Below are 21,054 nucleotides of genomic sequence, written 5' to 3'. Positions count from 1 at the left end.
CGACACCGCAGGTCGGTGTCGGCGGTCGTGAGGTGGATGCCCGAGCTACTGAATCGGCACGGATACAGGAATCTCGTCGACGACGGTTACGTGAATCCGACTGGACCACCGATCGTCGTCGAGGTTGCCGCGACCGACGATCAGCCCCTGCGAGGTGTCGACATCGACTGTCTGCATCCAGTTGCTCTCGCCACCTTCGGGGAAAGCGATCGTCGTGATGTCACCGTCGACGCGCTCCACGCGAGCGCCGTCAACAAGAGCGAGCGCCTGGAACATTGCGGCGCGGAGGTCGGCTGGGGCGAGGTTGAAGTCAATCGGCTCGCCGAGCCGGGGCGGCGCGCACTCAGAAAGATAGATGTACGAGTAGTTCTCGAGCCACGCGACGAGCTCACCTGGGTCACGGGGCATCTCACTGTAGTAGCACTCCAGTGCGTTGCGATGGAACTGCGTGTTCGGGTCAAGCGCATCCGGCTCGCGATACAGGCCGCCCGGATACACGTCGACCCTGACGTTGTACTCGAGCTGACTGAGACCACCCTCCGCCTGCAGGGCTTCGGGCCCCGAGATCTCCAGCAGTTCCGTCGATTCTCCATAGTCTTCGACCCAATCGCCGGAGCGATCCGCCGGCACGTAGAGCGATCTCGACTGACGTATCGTAGCCGTGGTCACCGATTCGTTGCTGTCCCAATAACCACCGTCAGGACTGCTTTCATCCGATCGCCAGCCCAAACGCTGCGTAGAGACTTCCTGGATTCGGATGTACTGACCTGGAGCAGGATCGAGGACCGTCGCCGTGAGCGTCGCCTCTGCCGCAGCATTCAGCACCTCGGCAGCGGAAGCACTCGGCGGTGCCGGCGGCGCCAGCACCGACCCGACGACGATCGCGATCATCGCGGTTCCGGCTACCAGCCCGCCGATGCCGATACCCATCCACCGACGCCTGCGTCGGCGGATGGCAGGCAGGGTGCGTCTCTCAATCTCCCGTGTCAGCGACATCCGCGCGATGTTGATGTTCTCGTCGTCGATTGGTGCCTCGTCGGCACCGATCTCACGAACTCGTTCCAAAAGCTGCATCGCTCTCCTCCTTCGCCATCCAGGTCAGCCGGGTCGCACCGTGCGAACCGGGAGGTGCGAGCTTTCGACGGACGCGGTTCAGTCGCGACCGCACCGTTCCGACAGGCACACCGAGAGCTTCCGCGATCTGGTCATAAGAGAGGTCGCCCCAGGCATGCAGCAGCAGGGTGTCCCGGTCGCGTGTGGCCAGCGCCGCGATTCGCGGCGCCAACTCCCTCAAGGCCGCGTCGGCGTCGAGCCGGGAGTCGGATGCCGCATGCGGCGTCTCCACGGCAACTGAATCAGCCGATGCCGACGCCTCGAACGCTCGCCACTGCCTGGCCTCTGCGGCGCGGTGACTCTTCACTACCCGCGTCGCGATGCCGAGCAGCCACGGCCGCGCGGACTCCCATCTCCCGTCGAACGATGCCCGACGCCGGAAAGCGACAAGAAACGTCTCGCTGAGTGCGTCGTCAACGGCATTCGCCCCAACCCTGCGCCTGATGTACCCGCCCACGGGACGCACGTGCCGCTCGAAGATCTCGGAGAATGCTCCGGGCTCGTCGACCGACCGCGTGATGATCTCGCTGTCTGTGCTCACACTATGTATTGCGCCAGAATCGAGAAGCGGTTCACGATTTCTTTCACGAGAGGTCGAGGCACATGAGCACGCGAGGGAAACCGTCGATCACTGACCCGGTGTCAGCCGCCTTCTCGAAGCCCGCACGTTCGAACATGGCGCGTGTCCCGACATACATCATGGTCTGATTGACCTTCGCCCCGTCGTTGTCCACCGGGTATCCCTCGATCGCCGGGGCACCGCGTTCCCGGGCATACGCGACGGCGCCGTCCATCAGGGCGTGCATGAGCCCGAGTTTCCGATGCCCTGGACGGACCCGGAAACACCAGAGCGACCAGACGTCGAGGTCGTCGACATGCGGGATCAATCGGTTCCGCGCGAAGCTCGTGTCTCGCCGCGGATGCACGGCCGCCCAGCCGACCGGCTCGTCGTCGAGGTACGCGATCACTCCGGGCGGTGGATCTTGCGCGCACAGCTCACGGACGCGGTTCGCGCGGTCCTCACCGATGAGCGCCACGTTCTCCTTGCTGCCGATGCGGTAGCTCAGACAGAAGCACACATTCGACGTCGGCTTCTTCGGTCCCACGAGCGCTGCGACATCGTCGAACGCGGTCGCCGGGCGCACTTCGATGTTCATGAGGCCATTCTCCGTCAGGCGTCCACGTGGACGAATCGAACACCATAGGCCCGCAGATCGGAGATCGCTGCCAGCGCTCCTGCCGCGGTTCCGCCGTCCGGCCGGTTCATATGCGCCAGAACGATGCTTCCAGCGGCGGCCCGCCCGAACTCGTGGCGCACCGCGCTTGCGGAATAACTGGCACCGCCATCGCCGTTGACGTTGAACCCGATCGGTATCTCGCCGAGCTCGTGCACGATCCGCACCGCGACATCGTCGTAGTGCACTGTGCCTGCGCGGAAATAGCGCGGAGGATGCCCCACGAGTTCTGTGAGCACCTGATGGTTGCTCCACACCTCGTCGACCGCACCTGCCGCGGACCCTGTTCCCGGAATCCCATACGCGGCCGCGCCCGTGACCGAGAGCGGATGGTGCCCGGTGCCGTGGTTCGCGAGAAGGAAAAGCGGATCCGCCGCGAGCTCTGCCGCCAGCTCCGCATGGGTCTCGACCCAGCGCTGGTTCAGAAACAGCGTCGCCGGCACCGTCGCGGCGCGCAGACCATCGATCAGCGCGTGATCGACGTTCGAACCGCCCGATCCTCCGCACGCGTCGAAGGTCAGCGCCACCCGTGCCGCTCCGTGCTCGTCCGTCGGGTTCACCAGCTCCGACACGACGCCAGGCAGGTGCATCCCCCACGACGACGGCACGAGACCGTGGTGTCGTGCCGCGATCGTAACGGGATCGGGCAGCACCGGAGTCGGCGTCGGAGTCGACACCGGCATCGGCATCCGCGTCGGCGTCGGCATCCGCGTCGGAACAGCAACTTCTGACGGGACAGTCGGACGCGGAGCACACCCGATCAGTCCGAGCGCAAGGACTCCGAGCAGTGCGGTACGTCGGTCAATGGGTCGTCTCACAAGCGCCTCCCCCTCAGCGGCGCATCCACGCTAGCGCACCGGCTGCGGGTGCCAGGAGAGAGAGAAGGGGGCGTTCGCTATTCCCCGCGGAGCACGTCGAGCGCGTGACGGAAATCGGCCGGATACGGTGACTCGAACTGCACCCACTCGCCGGTGGCGGGATGGTGGAAGGCGAGCTGGTGCGCGTGCAGCCACTGCCGTGTCAGGCCGAGTCTGGCTGCCATCGTCGGGTCGGAACCGTACAGCGGGTCGCCCACGCACGGATGCCGGTGCGCGGCCATGTGCACGCGGATCTGATGCGTGCGGCCGGTTTCCAGGTGGATCTCCAGGAGCGATGCCCCCGGAAAGGCCTCGAGCGTCTCGTAGTGCGTGACCGACGGCTTGCCGTCGGGGATCACCGCGAACTTCCAGGAGTGATTCGGGTGTCGCCCGATCGGCGCATCGATGGTGCCGACGAGCGGGTCCGGATGCCCCTGAACCACCGCGTGGTAGATCTTCTCGACCGTGCGCTCCTTGAAGGCGCGCTTCAGCGCGGTGTAGGCGGTCTCAGTCTTCGCGACCACCATGAGCCCGCTGGTCCCCACATCGAGCCGGTGCACCACGCCCTGGCGCTCCGGCGCACCGCTGGTCGCGACACGGAAGCCTGCGGCGGCCAGAGCGCCGACGACGGTCGGCCCCTCCCAGCCGAGCGACGGATGGGCGGCCACGCCGGTGGGCTTGTCGACCACGACGATGTCGTCGTCGTCGTAGACGATGCCGAGATCCGGTACCGGGATCGGAATGATCCGCGGCTCCTCCTTCGGTTGCCATTCGACCTCGAGCCAGCCACCGCCGCGCAGACGATCGGACTTGTCGAGCGTCACTCCATCGAGCTGCACACCACCGGCGGCGGCGACGTCAGCGGCGAAGGTGCGCGAAAAACCGAGCATCTTCGCCAGCGCAGCGTCGACCCTCGTACCGTCCAAACCGTCGGGGACGGGAAGGGAACGGGATTCCACGCTCAGCGCTCCACGTCGGCGGTCGTCGACCCATCCGGCTTCTCGGAAGTCGCCGCATCGGCGTGCGCTGCCGCCTCTGCCGCAGCATGGTCACGCTCGCGGGTGCCGTCGAAGCGCAGCCCGAACACGACGAGGAGCGCGACCGAGATCATGCCAGTGACGATGAAGATGTCGGCGACGTTGAAGATCGCCGGCATCATCCAGGGCATCGAGATCATGTCGACGACATGCCCGACCGGAAAACCCGGCTCGCGGAGCAGACGGTCGGTCAGGTTGCCGAGCACGCCGCCGAGCAGGCATCCGAGAACCAGAGCCCACAAGCGCGAACGCAGCGAAAGCGCCTTCCAGATGATCACACCGGCGACGATCGACAGAGCGATCGTGAAGATCCAGGTGACCTCAGAACCGAGCGAGAAAGCCGCTCCGGGGTTGCGCACGTAGTAGAGCTGGAGAAACTCTCCGAGCACAGGCACGGACTCCTGCAATGGCAGGTTGGTGATCGTGAGGTGCTTCACAAACTGATCGGCGGCCAGTACGAGCGCTGCGAGAATCGCAACGATCGCACCGGCCGCCGACCGACGAAGGGGACGACGTCCTGGCAAAGGGTCGACCTACAGTCCGATCGCCGAGACGGGGGTCGAGTCCGTCGACGCCGACTTCTCGTCGAGGTCGCGGAGCTGACCCTCGATGTAACCGCGCAGCTGGTTGCGGTAGTCACGCTCGAAGTTGCGGAGTTCGGTGATACGGGCCTCGAGCTGGTTGCGCTCGCGCTCCATGCGGGAGGTCTCTTCGCGCTGCTTGGCCTCGGCCTCGCCGCGGATGCGGCTGACCTCGGTCTCGGCCTCGGCGATGAGCTGGTTGCGCTTCGCCTCACCCTCGGCGACGTGCTCGTCGTGCAGACGCTGCGCGAGCTCGATGATGCCTGCGGTCGCGGTCGCGGAGCCGGATGCTGCGGGCTCGACGGGGACCTCGGCGACGGCGACCGGCGCGGGTGCCTCGACGACGGCAGCGGGAGCCGGAGCGGCGGCCTCAGGAGTCGCACCGGACTCGTAGGCGGCCAGCTTGGCCTTCAGCTCGACGTTCTCCTCGAGGGCCTTGCGCCACTCGATGACGATCTCGTCGAGGAAGTCGTCCACCTCGTCCGGGTCGAAGCCGTCCTTGAAACGGACGTGCTGGAACTGCTTGGTGACGACGTCATCCGGGGTAAGTGCCATGGGTGGCTCCTCTTTCGATGAGTTCTGTTGCCAGTTTCGATGTATGGCGTGGTCGTGATGTGGCGCGAATCCGGGGCGCGCACCTGGGAGCCAAGCATAGTCCCCGCATCTGAATGTCGCGATGTCGCGACACCCGTGCGCGACGAAGTCGCTGCGCAGATCAGACGAAGATGCGCACGATGTTCATGAGGATCAGCACGATCAGCATGGTGAGTGCGAAACCAAAGTCCAGCGACAGCGTTCCGATGCGCAACGGCGGAATCAATCGCCGGAAGAAGCGGATCGGGGGGTCGGTGATCGTGTAAACGATCTCAGCGACGATCAGGCCAGCGCCCTTCGGACGCCATTCCCTGTTGAACAGCGGAATGTAGTCGAGGATGAGGCGTGCGAAGAGTATGAAGATGTACAGCAGAAGCACCAGATGAACGATGCTCGCGGCAACGGAGACCAGCTCCACGGGCTACGACTGGTCGAAGCCCGCAGACTCGGCGTCTGCGTGTGCGATTCCCCCGTGGCCCGACACCGCGATGTTCTCCGGCGACAGCAGGAAGACCTTGGACGTCACGCGCTCGATGCGGCCGTAGAGGCCCAGGGAGAGACCGCTGGCGAAGTCGATGAGGCGGCGCGCGTCGGCGTCGCTCATCTGCGAGAGGTTGATGATCACCGGGACGCCCTCGCGGAAGCTCTCAGCGATCAGCTGAGCGTCGCGGTACTGCTTGGGGTGCACCGTGAGGATCTCGTTCACCGTGCCCGCAGCAGGCTGCCGCACGGCGACGGGGCGACGCAACGGCGTGACGGGCGCCGGGGCGGCCTCTTCACGGTCACGCTGCTCGCGGTCGCGTTCGCGGTGTGCGCGGGCAGGAGCTTGCGTCTCCTCCTCGTACACCTCTTCCTCGTCGGCGAGGCCGAGATACACCATGGTCTTCTTCAGCGGGTTACCCATCGTGTCCTCCGGTTCGAACGTTCGGGCTGGTCTGTTTAGAGGTTAACCCCGGTCGGGCCGGGGTCCCGTGATTGCGGAGCCGATCCGCAGGTGTGTCGCACCTGCGGCGATGGCCTCGGCGAAATCGCCGGTCATGCCGGCGGAGATCCATGTCGCATCCGGCGCGATGAGGCGGATCCGGTCGGCGACGACGCGCAAGCGCGCGAAGGCGGATGCCGGTTCCTCATCGAGCGGGGCCACGGCCATCACTCCACGGAGCCGCAGCGAGGGCAGGCCGAGCACGTGCTCGGCGAGAGCGTCTGCCGCGCCCGGCTCGACTCCCCCGCGCCCGGCGTCGCCGGTGAGATTGATCTGCACGAGCACGTCAAGCGCGGAGTCGTCCTCCGCCGCACGATGGAGCGCATCGGCCAGCCGTTCGCGGTCGACCGAGTGCACGGCATCCGCCCCGCTCCTGATCGCCGCCGCCTTGTTCGTCTGCGCCTGGCCGATGAAATGCCAGCGCAGGTCCGCCAAGACCGGTCCCTGAGCCTGCCGAAGGGCGTCGACTTTGGCGGACATCTCCTGCTGCCGATTCTCACCGACGTCGCGCACGCCGAGCGCATGGAGCTCCCGGACGACGGATGCCGGATGGAACTTCGTCACCACGATTCGGGTGATCTCCCCGGCATCGCGGCCTGCTCGGCGCGCGGCGTCCGCGATCTGCGTGTCGATCGCCGACAGCCGCGCAGCCAATTCACTCAAATCGGATTCCCGTGTTACTTCAGGAACTCAGGAATGTCGATGTCGTCCTCGGCGAACGCCGGCTCGATGCTGGTCGCGGGGACCCGCTGGGCCGATTCGGTCTCGGTCTTCTCCGGCGTGGCCGGAGCATCGGAGACGCTGGAGAGCGGCACGTCGGGCAGCGTCGCCGCTGCCGCCGGACGGCTGACCACCATCGGGTCCAGGCGCAGCGTGGGTTCTCCGCTGTCGAAGCCGGCGGCGATCACCGTGACGCGCACCTCGTCGCCGAGAGTGTCGTCGATGACCGTTCCGAAGATGATGTTCGCCTCGGGGTGCGCCGCCTCCTTGACGAGGTCCGCGGCGTCGTGGATCTCGAAGATGCCGAGGTTCGAACCACCCTGGATCGACAGCAGCACGCCGTGCGCGCCCTCGATGCTCGCCTCGAGCAGCGGCGACTCGACCGCGAGCTCGGCGGCCTTGATCGCACGGTCGGCGCCGCGCGCGGAGCCGATGCCCATGAGCGCGGAACCCGCACCCTGCATGACCGACTTGACGTCGGCGAAGTCGAGGTTGATGAGACCAGGAGTCGTGATGAGGTCGGTGATGCCCTGCACACCGGCGAGCAGCACCTGATCGGCGGTGGCGAATGCCTCGATCATCGAGATGCCGCGGTCGCTGATCTCGAGAAGACGGTCGTTCGGCACCACGATGAGGGTGTCGACCTCTTCCTTGAGCTTGGCGACGCCCGCCTCGGCCTGGCTCTGGCGGCGGCGGCCCTCGAAGGAGAACGGCTTGGTGACGACACCGATGGTGAGCGCGCCGATGGACTTCGCGATACGCGCGACGACGGGTGCGCCGCCGGTGCCGGTGCCGCCGCCCTCGCCCGCGGTGACGAAGACCATGTCGGCCCCGGTGAGAGCCTGCTCGATCTCTTCGGCGTGGTCTTCTGCGGCGCGGCGACCCACCTCGGGGTCGGCGCCGGCACCGAGGCCACGGGTGAGCTCGCGGCCCACGTCGAGCTTGACGTCGGCGTCGCTCATGAGCAGTGCCTGTGCGTCGGTGTTGACAGCGATGAACTCGACTCCGCGGAGGCCGAGATCGATCATGCGGTTGACGGCGTTGACGCCGCCACCGCCCACGCCGACGACCTTGATCACGGCGAGGTAGTTCTGGTTCTGGCTCATGGCCGGCCTCCGAATAGTCGAGCCTGTCGTTTAGGCGAGAAACCAGAGTGTGAACCTTAAACCTCAACTAGAGGTGTAAAGTATTTCCCGGTATTGGTTTCTCTTGTTCGAAGGTAAGCGCCGCGTGCTCGCGGGCCCGCAGCGACACGGGCGTGTCGCGCGTTTGCCGTGCAGATCCGGCTCAGCCGACGACGGCGAGCTCGGGCGAGGAGACATCGATCGTGCTGGCGTCGGGTCTCGCAGCCATCGTCCTGCTCAGAGCCACCGCCTTGTCGCGGGACTCCTCGGCGCTCCCCCACACCACGATCAGTCCCGAGGCGAGGGTCAGCGTGACGTCATCCGCGGTTGACGCGCGGGCGCTCGTGACCACGGCGCGCACATCGGCCGGCAACGACCGCATGACCAGCCCGATGCTCTCGAAGGCCGTGGAGTCGACTCCGCCTTCGACCTCGATCAGCGGCTGGCCAGCCGGCTGGTCGCTCGTCGTCGCGAGCGCGACGCCTGCGGCATCGACGAGTGTGTAACCGGCATCCGATTCGATCACGCCGACCGGCGTGCGCTCGACGATGCTGACCGTGAGGTCATGCGGCGGCTTCGCCTCGAGCGCGTACGTCTCGATCAGGGGGAAGGCGAGCAGCGCCGCCTTCACCTCACTGGTGTCCACCAGCGCCAGGGGTGTGCCGATCTGGGCACTCAGCGCCGCTTCGACGGTCGCCGGGTCGAGTGTGGACGCGCCCACCACGGTGATCTTCTCCACGGCGAAAAGCGGGCTGTAGGCGGCGGCAACGCTCCCGCCGATCAGCACCAGCACCGCCCCGATGCCCGTGAACCAGATGATGCGGCGACGACGGGAGCGCTGCGTGAAGCGGCGGATCTCGGCGCGCAGCGCCTTGCGGCGCGCACGTGCTGCCCGCCAGACATCGCGACTCGTCGTCGGCGTTGCGAACTCCTCCGGCAGGTCCTGCGCCGTCTCGCTCGGATTCGAATCCGCCACCCGCTCGCTTTTGTCGGGCTTCTCGGCCTGACGGCGAGAGCGCGAAACCGGTTGCGAAGGTGTCTCCTTCTCCGCCGGCGTCGGCAGGGGTGCGGGCCGGCGCATCTGCTAGGCCCCGGGGGTCTGCCGCAGCGACTCGAGCACCTGCGGGATGATCTGGTACACGTTCCCGCAGCCGAGGGTGATCACGAAGTCACCCGGGCGAGCCACGGTGGCCGTGTAGTCGGCGGCATCCTGCCAGTCGGCGACGTAGTGCACGTTCGCAGCGTCGCGGAACGCGTCGCTGACCAGCTCGCCGGTCACGCCCGGCACCGGGTCCTCCCGCGCACCGTAGACATCGAGCATCACGGTGTGGTCCGCGAACTCCTCGAGCACGTCGGCGAACTCCTGGTACATGTGCTGGGTGCGCGAATACGTGTGCGGCTGCTGGATCGCGATGATGCGCCCCTCACCGGCCAGGGTGCGCATCGCCTCGAGCGCTGCGCGGACCTCGGTCGGATGGTGCGAGTAGTCGTCGTAGACGGCGACGCCGCGCTCGACTCCGTGCTGCTCGAGGCGGCGGACCGTACCGGCGAAGCCCTCCATCGCCCGCGTCGCGTCACTGAGTGAGAAGCCGAGTGCCCGCAGCACCGCGATACCGCCGGCCGCGTTGATCGCGTTGTGCACCCCCGGCACGGCCAGCTGCAGGCGCGCGCTCTCGACCCCGTGAGAGATCGTGGCCGAGACCGGCCCGTCGGTGACGATGTCCGTGACGCGCACGTCGGCATCGACGGCCTTACCGAACGTGATCACGTTCGGATGCGTCAGCCCGGCGCTCACGCGGAGGGCACCGGGGTCGTCGCTCGAGATCACGACCGCCTCCGTCGCGGCATTCGCGAACCGGATGAAGGCGTCGTGGAACGCCTCGTCGGAGCCGTAGTGATCGAGGTGGTCCGGGTCGACATTGGTGATCAGCGCGATCGACGTGTCGTACAGCAGGAAGGTTCCGTCGGATTCGTCGGCTTCGATCACGAACAGGTCGCCGGAGCCGCTCGCACTGGACAGGCCGAGCTGCTCGATGACCCCGCCGTTGACGAAGTTCGGGTCGGCGCCCAGCTCGCGCAGCGCCGTGACGATCATGCCGGTCGACGTGGTCTTGCCGTGAGCACCGGCGACCGAGACGAGACGGCGCGAGCCGATCAGCCAGTGCAGCGCCTGGGAGCGGTGGATGACGTGCAGCCCGCGCTCCTTCGCCAGCAGGAACTCCGGGTTCTCCGGCCAGATGGCTCCGGTGTGCACGACGGTGTCCGCATCGCCGAGGTGTGCGGCGTCGTGCCCGACGTGAACGGTCGCCCCGGCGGCGGCAAGCGCGCGGAGGTTGTCGCTGTCGGCGCGGTCGGAACCGGAGACGCGGATGCCGGCATCCAGGAACATCCGGGCGAGTCCGCTCATACCGGAACCACCGATGCCGATGAAGTGCGCGGCGGTGATCGTCTCGGGAATCGGGAGGGAGAGGTCGGGTCTGATCATGTCGGGACTAGTCTACTTTTCCGTGGGTGCGTTTCGTCTCGCCGCGCTCGCTCAACGAGCGGATGCGGAGGCACCCAGGGCGCGATCGATCAGCGCGACGACGTTCTCGGTGCCGTTGCGGGTACCGGTGCGCTCCGCAGCCGCGGCCATCCGGGCCAGGCGTTCACGGTCTCCGAGAAGGGGGACCACGATCCGTCGCACGGCATCTCCGTCGAAGGTGGCATCGTCGAGCAGCTCCGCCGCACCCGCGGCGACCGACGATGCGGCGTTCAGGCGCTGTTCGCCGTTTCCGACGGAGTACGGGACGTACAGAGCCGGAATCCCGAGGGCGCTGATCTCGCTGACCGTCGCCGACCCCGACCGCGAGACGATGAGGTCGGCGAGGGAGAACGCGAGGTCCATCCGGTCGACATACCGCCGGACGACGTACCCGGGCACCTCGGGGTCGACGAGATCGCTGCGCTCCCCCGTGACGTGCACAAGCTGCCAGCCCGCCGCGAGGACGTCTGCCCACGAATCCGCAAGCGCCTCATTGAGGCGCTGCGCGCCCAGCGAACCGCCGAACGCGAGCAGCACAGGCCGGTCGGGGTCCAGGCCGAACGCCTCCGCGGCCTCCGCACGCGCCGCGCGCCGATCGAGGGCGATGATCTCGCTTCGCAGGGGCATGCCGACCACTTCGCTCCCCCGCAATGGCGTGCCCTCGAACGCGACGCCGACGGCCGCCGCACGCCGCGCGCCGAGGACGTTCGCGAGTCCGGGCTTCGCGTTCGCCTCGTGCACCACGAAGGGGATGCCCTCGCGCCGCGCGGCGACGTACGCCGGCGCCGACGCGTAGCCGCCGAAGCCGACGAGCACGTCGATTCCGTGTGCGCGGATGTGCGCGCGCACCTGGGCGATGGCTCGGCGGAAACGCCCGGGGAACGCCGCCGCCTGCTTGTTCGGACGACGAGGGAACGGCACCTTGTCCACGATGAGCAGCTCATAGCCGCGCTCGGGCACGAGACGGGACTCCAGCCCCTCCGCCGTGCCGAGCACGAGGACGGAAGCCTCAGCATCGCGCGCACGCAGCGAATCGGCGACGGCGAGCAGGGGGTTGACATGGCCGGCGGTTCCTCCGCCGGCAAGCAGGTACGTGGTCACCTGGTGACCCTACCCCGCTCTGCCGAAGGAGTGCGGACGGCCTTGCCCCGCTCGGTGGCCGGAAGCGTGCGTGCGAACGCGAGGAGCACACCGCAGGCGATGAGCACGGCGAGCAGGGCGGTGCCGCCCTGAGACATGAACGGCAGCGGCACGCCCATCACCGGGAAGATTCCGATCACGACGCCGATGTTGATCACGGCCTGCCCGACGATCCAGACGGTGATGCCACCGGCAGCGACGCGGATGAAGGGATCCGACGTCTTGCGGATGATGTGGAACGCGCCGACGGCGAAGAACGTGAAGAGGGCGAGCACGACGACACAGCCGATCAGTCCCAGCTCCTCGCCGACGATCGCGAAGATGAAGTCGTTGCCCGGCGCGGGCAGCCAGCCGTATTTCTCCTGCGAATTGCCGAGCCCCAGGCCGAAGATGCCGCCGCTCGCCATGCCCCAGATGCCGTGGATCGACTGATAGCAGTCGCCGTAGTACTGCGACATGTCGTCGCACGTCGCCGTGATGCGCCGCAACCTGTCCGGGCTCGTCAGCGCGTACGCCAGCACCGCGGCCACGCCGAGGATCACCGGCAGGATGAACAGTCGCAGCTTCACTCCGGAGAAGAAGAGACAGCCGAGGAGGATGAGTACGAGCACCATCGACGTGCCCAGGTCCTTACCGGCGAGAACCGTGCCGATGGCGAGGACACCGACCGGGATGACAGGGATGAAGACCTGGTGCCAGGTTCCCAGCATCGCCTGCTTGCGCAGCAGGACGTAGGCGATCCAGAGCGCGAGGGCCAGCTTGAGGAACTCCGAGGGCTGGAGCGTGAATCCCGCGATCTTGATCCAGTTGCGGTTTCCGCCGCCCTCGTCGCCGAGCGGCGTGAAGACGAGAAGTTGCAGCGCGACGGCGCCGAACAGTGCCGGCCAGGCGATCTTCTTCAGGAACGGCACCGGAAACCGGCTGATCAGGAACATCAGCGGAACACCCAGTATCGCGAACACGCCCTGTCGCAGGGCGCCGTCCATCGGATTGTCACCGTTGGCCACCGCCGTCGCGCTCGTGGCGGAGAGCACCATCACGAGGCCGAAGATCGTCAGCAGCAGGGCGGTCGATGTGATGAGGAGGAACTCCGTCGACACCGGGGTGAAGCGGCGCCCGAGCGTGACGCGGGCGGCGAGTCCGCCGGACTCGGAGCGCCCGGCTTCACCGCGTGGGGTTCGGGCGACCTGTGTCATCGGCGTTCCCCCGGTCGATCCAGTCCCGCACCGCTTCGGCGAAGCGATGGCCGCGATCCGCGTAGCTGGAGAACTGGTCGAAGGATGCCGCCGCCGGGGCCAGCAGAACCGTACCCTCGTCGTCGACGATCCCCGCCGCGATCTCCACGACACGGTTCATGACGTGTCCAGTCTCGCCAGCTTCCACCTCGAATACGGGCACTGCGGGCGCGTGTCGCTGGAATGCCGCGACAACGGCCGACCGTTCGACCCCGATGACGACGGCTGCACTGGCCGTCGTGCCGACTTCGGCGACGAGGTCGGCGATGTCCACGCCCTTGAGATCGCCTCCGACGACCCAGACGGCACCGGGAAAGGCACGCAGCGACGAAGCCGCGGCATGCGGGTTCGTCGCCTTCGAATCGTCGACCCAGGTGATGCCGGCGTGCCGGGCGATCACCTGAATGCGGTGGGCATCCAATCGGAACTTCAGAAGTGCCGCGTGGATCGCCGCCGGTGCGACGCCGAGAGAGCGGGCGAGCGCACTGGCGGCGAGGATGTTCTGCACGATGTGCGGTGCCGACAATCCCGCATTCTCGAGATCCGCGACCGTGGTCAACTCCAGGGCGCTGCGCGCGCGGTCTTCATGGAACGCGCGATCGACGAGGAGTCCCTCCACGACGCCGAGGTCGCTGGGCCCGGGGACGCCGAGGTCGAAGCCGATCGCCCTGGCGCCCTCGATGACGTCGGCGTCCTCGACCATGCGTCTGGTGGCCTCATCGGCCTTGTTGTAGACGCAGGCGATCCGTGTGTTGCGGTACACGAACGCCTTCGCGTCGCGGTAGGCGTCGGCGCTGCCGTGCCATACCAGGTGATCGTCGGCGAGGTTGAGGCAGACGGCCGCGTAGGGGAACAGCTCCCCCGCGGCCGTCGACTGCCCGAGGTACCAGAGCTGATGACTGGAGAGCTCCACGACCAGGACATCGAACCCTGAGGGGTCGCGCACGGCATCGAGCACCGGCACGCCGATGTTCCCGCACGGAGCCGCGCGCAGCCCGCCCTCGACGAGCAGCGACGCCGTCAGCTGCGTGGTCGTCGTCTTGCCGTTCGTGCCGGTGATGAGAACCCAGTCCGCCGGCGTGCCGTCCGCGCGGACGACCTTGTCGCGAAGGCGCCAAGCCAGTTCGATATCGCCCCAGAGGGCGATGCCAGAATCCTGAGCCCAGCGGATCAGCGGATGCGAGGGCGAGAACCCTGGAGAGGCGACGATCACCTCGGGGGCGAAATCGGTCAGGGCATCAGGGACGGCCGCCAGCGAGCCGAGCTCGAACCGGGCGCCGATCACGGGCAGCAGTCCCTCGTATTCGTCCGCAGCGGTCTCGCTGAGCACCAGGACGTCGGCGCCGAGCTCGGTGAGAGTGTCGGCGACCGAGAAGCCGGTCATCGAAAGGCCGAGAACCGCGACCCGCAGTCCCCTCCAGTCGGCGTGCCAGCTGGTCAGAGCATCCAGGCGCGCTTCAGTCGACACGCGTCAACCACTCGACGTAGAAGAGTCCGACGGCCGACACCGCCAGCAGGCCCGCGATGACCCAGAGGCGCACGACGATGGTGACCTCCGGCCAGCCGCGCATCTCGAGATGGTGGTGGAACGGGCTCATCAGGAACAGCCGCTTGCCGCGAGTCGCCTTGAAGTAGGTGCGCTGCAGGATCACCGACCCGGAGGAGATCACGAAGACCCCGGCGATTACGAAGAGCAGCAGTTCGGTGCGGGTGAGGATCGCCATCGCCGTGATCACGCCACCGATCGCCATCGAGCCGACGTCGCCCATGAAGACCTTGGCCTTCGGGGCATTCCACCAGAGGAAGCCGATGAGCCCGGCGGCGAACGACGCGGAGATGATGGCGAGGTTGAACGGATCGCGCACCTCGTAGCATCCGCTGAGGGCCTCGGTATCCACGACCGTGCACGACTGCTTGAACTGCCAGAACGCGATCAGGCTGTATGCACCGACGACGAACACACCGGCTCCAGCCGCGAGGCCGTCCAGCCCGTCAGTCAGGTTCACGCTGTTCGAGGTCGCCACGCCGATGATCGCGATCCACACCAGGTACAGGACCCATCCGAGGATCGCGCCGAACACGAAGAGGTTCAGCCACGTGATGTCGCGGAACAGCGAGATCGAGCCACTCGCCGGTGTCTGATCGAACGTGTTCGGAAAGTTCAGGGCGACGACGCCGAACGGGATGATCACGAGCAGCTGCCCGATCACCTTCCTCCAGCCGGAGAGGCCGAGGCTGCGCTGACTGCGCACCTTCATGTAGTCGTCGATGAAGCCGACGGCACCGAACCCGACCATCAACCAGATCACCAGGATCGACGACAGCGCAGGCACTTCGCCGCTGACGTACACACCGGTGAAGTAACCCACGATGGTGCCGAGGATGAAGATCACCCCGCCCATCGTCGGCGTTCCGCGCTTCGCCTCGTGGCTGGGGTTGGCGATGTCCTCGGGGGTGCGGATGACCTGCCCCCATCCCCATTTGCGGAACAGCCGGAGGAAGACAGGAGTCAGGAAGAGTGTGAAGGCGAGCGATATCGCCGCCGCCATTAGCAGGGACCTCACGAGAACAATTCTCCCAGACGATCGCCGAGATGCCGAAGGCCCACGGAATTGGATGATTTCACGAGCACGCGGTCGCCGTCGCGAAGTTCTGTGCGCAGGTATTCGAAAGCGGCATCCTGATCGGGCAGATGCACGGCCTCGCTGTCCCAGGAGCCTTCACCGACGGCGGAGAGGTAGAGACGGCGGGCCTCAGGGCCGACGACGACGATCCGCTGGATGTTCAGGCGCACGGCGAGCAGGCCGATACGGTCGTGCTCCTCCCCCGTGCTCTCACCGAGCTCTGTCATCGCGCCGAGCACGGCGACGGTTCGCTCACCGGGGCCGGTGATCTGAGCAAGAGTGCGAAGGGCTGCCGCCATCGAGTCGGGGCTGGCGTTGTACGCATCGTTGATGATGCGCACGCGGTCGCTGCCGAGTGGCTGCATCCTCCAGCGCTCCGCGATCTCCACGGTCTCCAGACGGGCGATCGCATCCGCAACCGACACGCCCAGCACGCCGGCCGCGGCGATCGCCGCCAGCGCGTTGCCGACATGATGCGCGCCGAGCACCTGCATGTGGAGCGGGAATCGGATGCCGTCGACTTCGACGGTGCAGCGCGTGCCGGATGCCGTCACTGCGACGTCGTCCGCCCGGATGTCTGCGGCGGCGCTCTGCCCGAAACCGACGACGCGCATACCGCGCTCAGTGGCGAGTTCCCGCATCGCGGCCACTCGAGAATCGTCGATACCCAGAACCGCCGTGCCATCGGCTCGCGCCGCGGCCACCAACTCCGCCTTGGCCTTCGCCGTCTCCTCGATGCCGCCGAACCCGCCGGCATGGGCAAGGCCCACCATCAAGACGACCGCGACGTCCGGCTCGACCAGACCGGCGAGGTGAGCGATGCTCCCCGGTGCCGCTGCGCCGAACTCGCTCACCAGATACCGCGTGTTCTCGGTGACGCGGAGCATGGTGACGGGAGCGCCGACCTCATTGTTGAACGACCTGACGGGCGCGACGACCTCGCCCTCGTCCGACAGGATGCGAGCGAGGAAGTTCTTCGTCGTGGTCTTGCCGTTCGAGCCCGTGATGCCGACGATCCTCAGATTCCCGATGGCGCGCACGCGCCCCACGACCTCCTTGGCCAGATCAGCCAGGGCCGCGATCACATCCGTCACCACGATCTGGGTCACAGCTTCATCGACCGGCCGCTCGACGATCGCCAGGACGGCTCCCGCCTGAGCGGCGGCGCCGACGAAGCGGTGCCCATCGGTCTCGGCCCCGGGCTTCGCGACGAAGATCGACCCCGGCTCCATCTCTCGGGAGTCCGTGTCGACCACTCCCCTCACCACCGTGGTGGCGGTGTCGTCTCCGACGAGACGCAGGTCACCACCGGTGATGGCGGCGATCTCAGCAAGCGACAGGGCGATCATGACATCTCCATGCGCGGCTCTCGCCGGCTATTCGAACTTGGGCAGCAACTCGTCCATCGGCGTGGACGACGGCATGACGCGATAGGTCTTCATGACCTGCGTCACGGCCTTCTGGAAGGCGGAAGCGGTTGCGGCAGACGATGTAATTCTAGTCGGCTCGTCGAGGGTCACCACGATGACGTACTCAGGATCGTCGACGGGCGCGAAGCCGACCATGCTCGTGTAGTAGACGCCGGACTTGTAGCCGCCGTTGACCAGATCTGCGACCTGCGCGGTTCCGGTCTTGCTCGTGACACGGTAGCCGGGCACCGCGATGTCTTCGGCGAGTCCGCCCTGCACCGCGACGTTCTCCAGCATGCGCGTCAGCTGCGATGCGGTCTCGGGCGTGACGATCTGCTCGCGTTCTGGCGCATCCGGCGTGACGACGGTGCCGTCCGTCTGCGTGCAGGACTCGACGAGCGAGAGCCCGATCTTCTCCCCGCCGTTGGCGATCGCCTGGTACGCCCCGGCGAGCTGCGGTGCGGTGACGGTGAAGTGCTGACCGAAGGAGGTGGTGTAGATCGACTGGTTGTCCCACTCGCTGGTCGGGTGCAGCGTGCCGTCGGTCTCGTTCGGGAACCCGATCGTCTCGGTGCCGACGCCGAATCGCTGCAGGTAGTCGTGGCGCACGTCCGGACTGACCATCTCGCCGAACTTCGACAGCGCCACGTTCGACGAGTCGATCAGTGCGCCGGCGAGCGTGTAGTTGTAGTCCGGGTGCGAGAAGGCGTCGTTGATGACGGCCCCGTTCGGGAACGTCTCGCGAGACGAAGCCGTGACGGTGGTCAGGGGGCTCGCCCCCGCGCCCTCGATCACCGCAGCGGCGGTGATCGCTTTGAACGTCGAGCCGGGCTCGAAGTCGTACGTGAAGATCTGGTTGCCCCAGGTCTCGCGTGCCGACGCATCCAGATCATTGGGGTCCATCGCCGGCCACTCGGCCGCCGCCCGGATCTTGCCGGTCTTGGTCTCGACGACTGTGACGGTGCCGCCCTTGGCACCCTGCTTCTGCGCCTCTTCGCCGATCATCTGCTGCATGTACCACTGCAGATCGCTGTTGAGCGTGAGCTGCACGGTTCCACCGTCCACCGCGTCGACAGTGCGTTCACTGCCGGGGATCACGACGCCGTCCTTGCCGGTGCGGTAGGACCTCTCGCCGGCGGTGGAGGCCAGGCACTGGCCCTCCATCTTCTCGACGCCGACCTGCGCCTTGCCCTCTCCGTCGAGGAAGCCGACGATGTTGCCGGCGACGGCGCCATTCGGGTAGACCCGTGTCTCCCGGGGCTTCACGGCCAGATAGGGCAGCCCCAGGTCGCGCAGCGCGAGGTACTGCTCGGTGGTCAGGCCCCGCTTCAGCAGCGCGTACTGACTCTCGGCGTTCTCGGCAAGAGCGGCGGCGACGATCGCGCGCACCTCATCGCCGGTCTGACCGGTGATCGCGGCGATCTTCTCGGACGCCTCGGCCCACGGCAGCTTCGGCTTGTTCTCCTCGTCGTTCTCCAGGAGCATGATGACCTGCGGGCTCAGCTGGGCGTCGTAGACCAGGACGCTGGAGGCGAGGACTGTGCCTTCGGAGTCCACGATCGATCCGCGCTGACCGGGGATCGACGTCGACGTTCCGAGTTTGCCGGTGCGGAGCGAGTCCTCGACATGGGCATCCGCCCTGACCACCTGGATGTCGACAAGCCGGACGACGAACGCCGCCAGCACGGCGAGCACGACGGCGAGGGCGACGACGGTGCGTCGCCGCGGACTGCGGGTGGCTCGTGTCGTCATGAGGATGTCTCCGTCTGGGTTTCGGCTCAGTGGGTCGTGGGGCTGGGGAGGCCATCGGTGATCGACGGCGGCAGATCGGATGTCGTACTCTCCGCGGCTTCATCACCGGCCGGCGGTGTCGTCTCGGTATGCGCGGCCTGCAGGAGCGCATTGCCCACCGCGCCCGAACCGTTCGGGTCGACCGTCGAGTACCAATCGGCACCGGAGCCTGCTCCGAACACCGCACCGTCGCTGAGGCGCAGATACGAGGGCGACCCCGCGACGACCATTCCGAGGCCGGCTGCGCTGCTGGCCAGCAGCTGCGGCGAACTGAGCCCGGTGAGTTCCTCCTGCAGCGCGTGCGTGCGCAGGTTCAACTCGCGCTGCTGCGAGTTGAGCGCGGCAAGCGTGAAGGAGTCCTGGGTGATCGCCAGCGAGAGCGCGATCTGGAGAGCACCGATCGCCATCGCACCACCGAGGGCGATCAGCGCGTAAGCGAGCTTGGGCTTGCGTCGTTCGGCAGGACGCTCCAGGGGACGAAGGCGACGTTCCGGCGCCTTCGTCGGCGCAGAGGGCCGTGGCAGGACGCGCGCGGTGGCGTTGAGGCTCATGCCGACTCCCTGATCTTCTCGGCCGCGCGCAGCCGCACCGGGATCGCCCGGGGGTTGCGCGCACGCTCGGCGTCGTCCGCCAGTTCGGCGCCCTTGGTCACGATGCGGAACCGCGGAGCGTGCTCGGGGAGTTCGACCGGGAGTCCCGGGGGCGTCGTCGAAGCAGCCCCGGCCGCGAACGCCTGCTTGACCAGGCGGTCTTCCAGCGACTGATACGACATCACGACGATCCGTCCACCGACGCTGAGTGCGTCCATCGCCGCAGGGATCGCGTCTGCGAGCACGTTCAGCTCGGCATTGACCTCGATGCGCAACGCCTGGAACACGCGCTTGGCCGGGTGGCCCGCGCGCTGCGCTGCGGCGGGGGTCGCCGCGATCAGCAGTTCCACGAGTTCGCCGGAGCGGGTGATCGGCTGCTTCTGTCGCGCCTCGATGATGAAACGCGCGTAGCGGCCGGCGAGCTTCTCCTCGCCGTAGCGCTCGAAGATGCGGCGGAGGTTGCCCTCGTTGTACGTGGCGATGACTTCGGCGGCGGTGACCCCCTTGGTCTGGTCCATGCGCATGTCCAGCGGTGCGTCCTTGGAGTACGCGAACCCGCGCTCTGCTTCATCGAGCTGCAACGAGGAGACACCGAGGTCGAAGAGGATGCCGGCGGCGCCCTGTGCGTGCAGGCCGATCTCGTCGTACACGGTGTGCACGAGGGTGATCCGGTCCGCGAAGCGTGCGAGCCGCTCCCCCGCGATCCGCAGGGCATCCGTGTCGCGATCCAGCCCGATGAGCCGGATGTTGTCGAAGCGCTGGAGGAAGGCCTCGGCGTGGCCGCCCATGCCGAGCGTGGCATCCACGAGCACCGCTCCGTCGGCCTGGAGGGCGGGAGCGAGCAGCTCGACGCAGCGGTCGAGCAGGACGGGGGTGTGAATGTCTCGGAGGTTCATGATCTTTCTCGGGTGACGTTTCTCTTTCCGGTGACCAGGGCCCTGATCCCCCTCCGCTCGACCCGGCACCGGGGAAGTGTGTCGGGGCGGGAGCGGCGGGGCATCACAGCCGTGGTCAGAAGAGTCCCGGAATCACCTCCTGCTCCAGGTCTGCGTAGGTCTCCTCGCCGGCCGCGAGGTAGGTGTTCCAGCTCTCGGCATCCCAGATCTCGGCGTGGGCGCCGACTCCCGTGACGACGAGCTCCTTCTGGAGCCCGGCGTACTGACGAAGGTGCGCCGGGATGGTGATGCGGTTCTGGCTGTCCGGCATCTCCGCGCTCGCTCCGGAGAGGAACAGACGCATGAAGTCACGCGCCTGCTTGTTGGCGAGCGGGGCCCGTCGGATCCGCTCGTGCATGGTCTCGAACTCGGCAGTGCTGAAGACGTAGAGGCAGCGTTCCTGACCGCGGGTGACGACGATGCCGCCGCCCAGATCTTCGCGGAACTTCGCGGGAAGGATGACCCGTCCCTTGTCGTCGAGCTTCGGTGAGTGCGTCCCCAGCAACATGGCCATCACCCCCCTCTTCGTCCGGCCAACTCGAGGTGCGCCCCACTTTACTCCA

22 protein-coding genes are annotated in these 21,054 nt (G+C 67.2%); all 22 read right to left on the bottom strand.

The window, feature by feature from the left end; all coding sequences use genetic code 11:
• Window positions 1–45 precede the first annotated feature (45 nt).
• Window positions 46–1,074 (bottom strand): hypothetical protein, encoded by a 1,029-nt coding sequence (locus LTA6_RS14085; protein ID WP_407358126.1) that lies wholly within the window; start codon window positions 1,072–1,074, stop codon window positions 46–48.
• Window positions 1,049–1,654, bottom strand: coding sequence for an RNA polymerase sigma factor (locus tag LTA6_RS14080; protein WP_407358125.1), 606 nt, complete (start codon window positions 1,652–1,654; stop codon window positions 1,049–1,051). The genes LTA6_RS14085 and LTA6_RS14080 overlap by 26 nt, the downstream gene beginning before the upstream one ends.
• 43 nt (window positions 1,655–1,697) lie before the next feature.
• Window positions 1,698–2,270 carry a GNAT family N-acetyltransferase gene (locus LTA6_RS14075; protein ID WP_341974371.1) on the bottom strand — a complete coding sequence of 191 codons (573 nt, stop codon included), beginning with the start codon at window positions 2,268–2,270 and terminating at the stop codon, window positions 1,698–1,700.
• A gap of 14 nt (window positions 2,271–2,284) precedes the next feature.
• On the bottom strand, window positions 2,285–3,055 hold the full coding sequence (locus tag LTA6_RS14070; protein WP_407358124.1) for a polysaccharide deacetylase family protein: 771 nt from the start codon (window positions 3,053–3,055) through the stop codon (window positions 2,285–2,287).
• Between the two features lie 188 nt (window positions 3,056–3,243).
• The gene (locus LTA6_RS14065) at window positions 3,244–4,164 is read right to left on the bottom strand and encodes an RluA family pseudouridine synthase (RefSeq protein ID WP_341974368.1); all 921 of its coding nucleotides are present in this window, start codon (window positions 4,162–4,164) and stop codon (window positions 3,244–3,246) included.
• 2 nt (window positions 4,165–4,166) lie between these two features.
• Window positions 4,167–4,679 (bottom strand): signal peptidase II, encoded by a 513-nt coding sequence (gene lspA / locus LTA6_RS14060; protein WP_407358123.1) that lies wholly within the window; start codon window positions 4,677–4,679, stop codon window positions 4,167–4,169.
• Window positions 4,680–4,775: 96 nt separating this feature from the next.
• Window positions 4,776–5,378: a DivIVA domain-containing protein gene (locus tag LTA6_RS14055; protein WP_341974367.1), complete on the bottom strand. Its 603-nt coding sequence runs from the start codon at window positions 5,376–5,378 to the stop codon at window positions 4,776–4,778.
• A 160-nt stretch (window positions 5,379–5,538) separates the two neighbouring features.
• Complete coding sequence (locus tag LTA6_RS14050; protein WP_341974365.1) at window positions 5,539–5,835, bottom strand: YggT family protein; 297 nt, start codon at window positions 5,833–5,835, stop codon at window positions 5,539–5,541.
• Between the two features lie 3 nt (window positions 5,836–5,838).
• Window positions 5,839–6,321: a cell division protein SepF gene (locus LTA6_RS14045; protein ID WP_341974363.1), complete on the bottom strand. Its 483-nt coding sequence runs from the start codon at window positions 6,319–6,321 to the stop codon at window positions 5,839–5,841.
• Between the two features lie 42 nt (window positions 6,322–6,363).
• Window positions 6,364–7,062, bottom strand: coding sequence for a YggS family pyridoxal phosphate-dependent enzyme (locus tag LTA6_RS14040; RefSeq protein ID WP_341974362.1), 699 nt, complete (start codon window positions 7,060–7,062; stop codon window positions 6,364–6,366).
• A 14-nt stretch (window positions 7,063–7,076) separates the two neighbouring features.
• On the bottom strand, window positions 7,077–8,225 hold the full coding sequence (ftsZ, locus tag LTA6_RS14035; RefSeq protein WP_341974361.1) for a cell division protein FtsZ: 1,149 nt from the start codon (window positions 8,223–8,225) through the stop codon (window positions 7,077–7,079).
• 181 nt (window positions 8,226–8,406) lie between these two features.
• Complete coding sequence (locus tag LTA6_RS14030) at window positions 8,407–9,219, bottom strand: FtsQ-type POTRA domain-containing protein (RefSeq protein ID WP_341974360.1); 813 nt, start codon at window positions 9,217–9,219, stop codon at window positions 8,407–8,409.
• Window positions 9,220–9,327: 108 nt separating this feature from the next.
• The gene (murC, locus tag LTA6_RS14025; RefSeq protein ID WP_341974359.1) at window positions 9,328–10,728 is read right to left on the bottom strand and encodes a UDP-N-acetylmuramate--L-alanine ligase; all 1,401 of its coding nucleotides are present in this window, start codon (window positions 10,726–10,728) and stop codon (window positions 9,328–9,330) included.
• A 51-nt stretch (window positions 10,729–10,779) separates the two neighbouring features.
• Entirely contained in the window at window positions 10,780–11,868 is a 1,089-nt protein-coding gene (locus tag LTA6_RS14020) for a UDP-N-acetylglucosamine--N-acetylmuramyl-(pentapeptide) pyrophosphoryl-undecaprenol N-acetylglucosamine transferase (protein ID WP_341974358.1), read from the bottom strand.
• Window positions 11,865–13,103, bottom strand: coding sequence for a putative lipid II flippase FtsW (gene ftsW / locus LTA6_RS14015; RefSeq protein ID WP_341974357.1), 1,239 nt, complete (start codon window positions 13,101–13,103; stop codon window positions 11,865–11,867). Before ftsW ends, LTA6_RS14020 begins: the two co-directional genes overlap by 4 nt.
• Window positions 13,072–14,610 (bottom strand): UDP-N-acetylmuramoyl-L-alanine--D-glutamate ligase, encoded by a 1,539-nt coding sequence (gene murD, locus LTA6_RS14010; RefSeq protein ID WP_341974356.1) that lies wholly within the window; start codon window positions 14,608–14,610, stop codon window positions 13,072–13,074. The genes ftsW and murD overlap by 32 nt, the downstream gene beginning before the upstream one ends.
• Complete coding sequence (gene mraY, locus LTA6_RS14005) at window positions 14,600–15,706, bottom strand: phospho-N-acetylmuramoyl-pentapeptide-transferase (protein WP_341974355.1); 1,107 nt, start codon at window positions 15,704–15,706, stop codon at window positions 14,600–14,602. The genes murD and mraY overlap by 11 nt, the downstream gene beginning before the upstream one ends.
• Complete coding sequence (gene murF, locus LTA6_RS14000; RefSeq protein ID WP_341974354.1) at window positions 15,703–17,115, bottom strand: UDP-N-acetylmuramoyl-tripeptide--D-alanyl-D-alanine ligase; 1,413 nt, start codon at window positions 17,113–17,115, stop codon at window positions 15,703–15,705. Before murF ends, mraY begins: the two co-directional genes overlap by 4 nt.
• A 27-nt stretch (window positions 17,116–17,142) precedes the next feature.
• Window positions 17,143–18,927 carry a penicillin-binding protein 2 gene (locus LTA6_RS13995; RefSeq protein ID WP_341974353.1) on the bottom strand — a complete coding sequence of 595 codons (1,785 nt, stop codon included), beginning with the start codon at window positions 18,925–18,927 and terminating at the stop codon, window positions 17,143–17,145.
• Between the two features lie 26 nt (window positions 18,928–18,953).
• On the bottom strand, window positions 18,954–19,517 hold the full coding sequence (locus LTA6_RS13990; protein WP_341974352.1) for a hypothetical protein: 564 nt from the start codon (window positions 19,515–19,517) through the stop codon (window positions 18,954–18,956).
• Window positions 19,514–20,452: a 16S rRNA (cytosine(1402)-N(4))-methyltransferase RsmH gene (gene rsmH, locus LTA6_RS13985; RefSeq protein WP_341974351.1), complete on the bottom strand. Its 939-nt coding sequence runs from the start codon at window positions 20,450–20,452 to the stop codon at window positions 19,514–19,516. Before rsmH ends, LTA6_RS13990 begins: the two co-directional genes overlap by 4 nt.
• A 115-nt stretch (window positions 20,453–20,567) precedes the next feature.
• Window positions 20,568–20,999, bottom strand: a complete 432-nt coding sequence (mraZ, locus tag LTA6_RS13980; RefSeq protein WP_341978389.1) for a division/cell wall cluster transcriptional repressor MraZ — start codon at window positions 20,997–20,999, stop codon at window positions 20,568–20,570.
• Window positions 21,000–21,054 lie beyond the last annotated feature (55 nt).

Source organism: Microbacterium sp. LTA6 (genome assembly GCF_045690355.1).
GTDB lineage: Bacteria > Actinomycetota > Actinomycetes > Actinomycetales > Microbacteriaceae > Microbacterium.
This window is presented reverse-complemented; position numbering and strand designations above follow the sequence as displayed.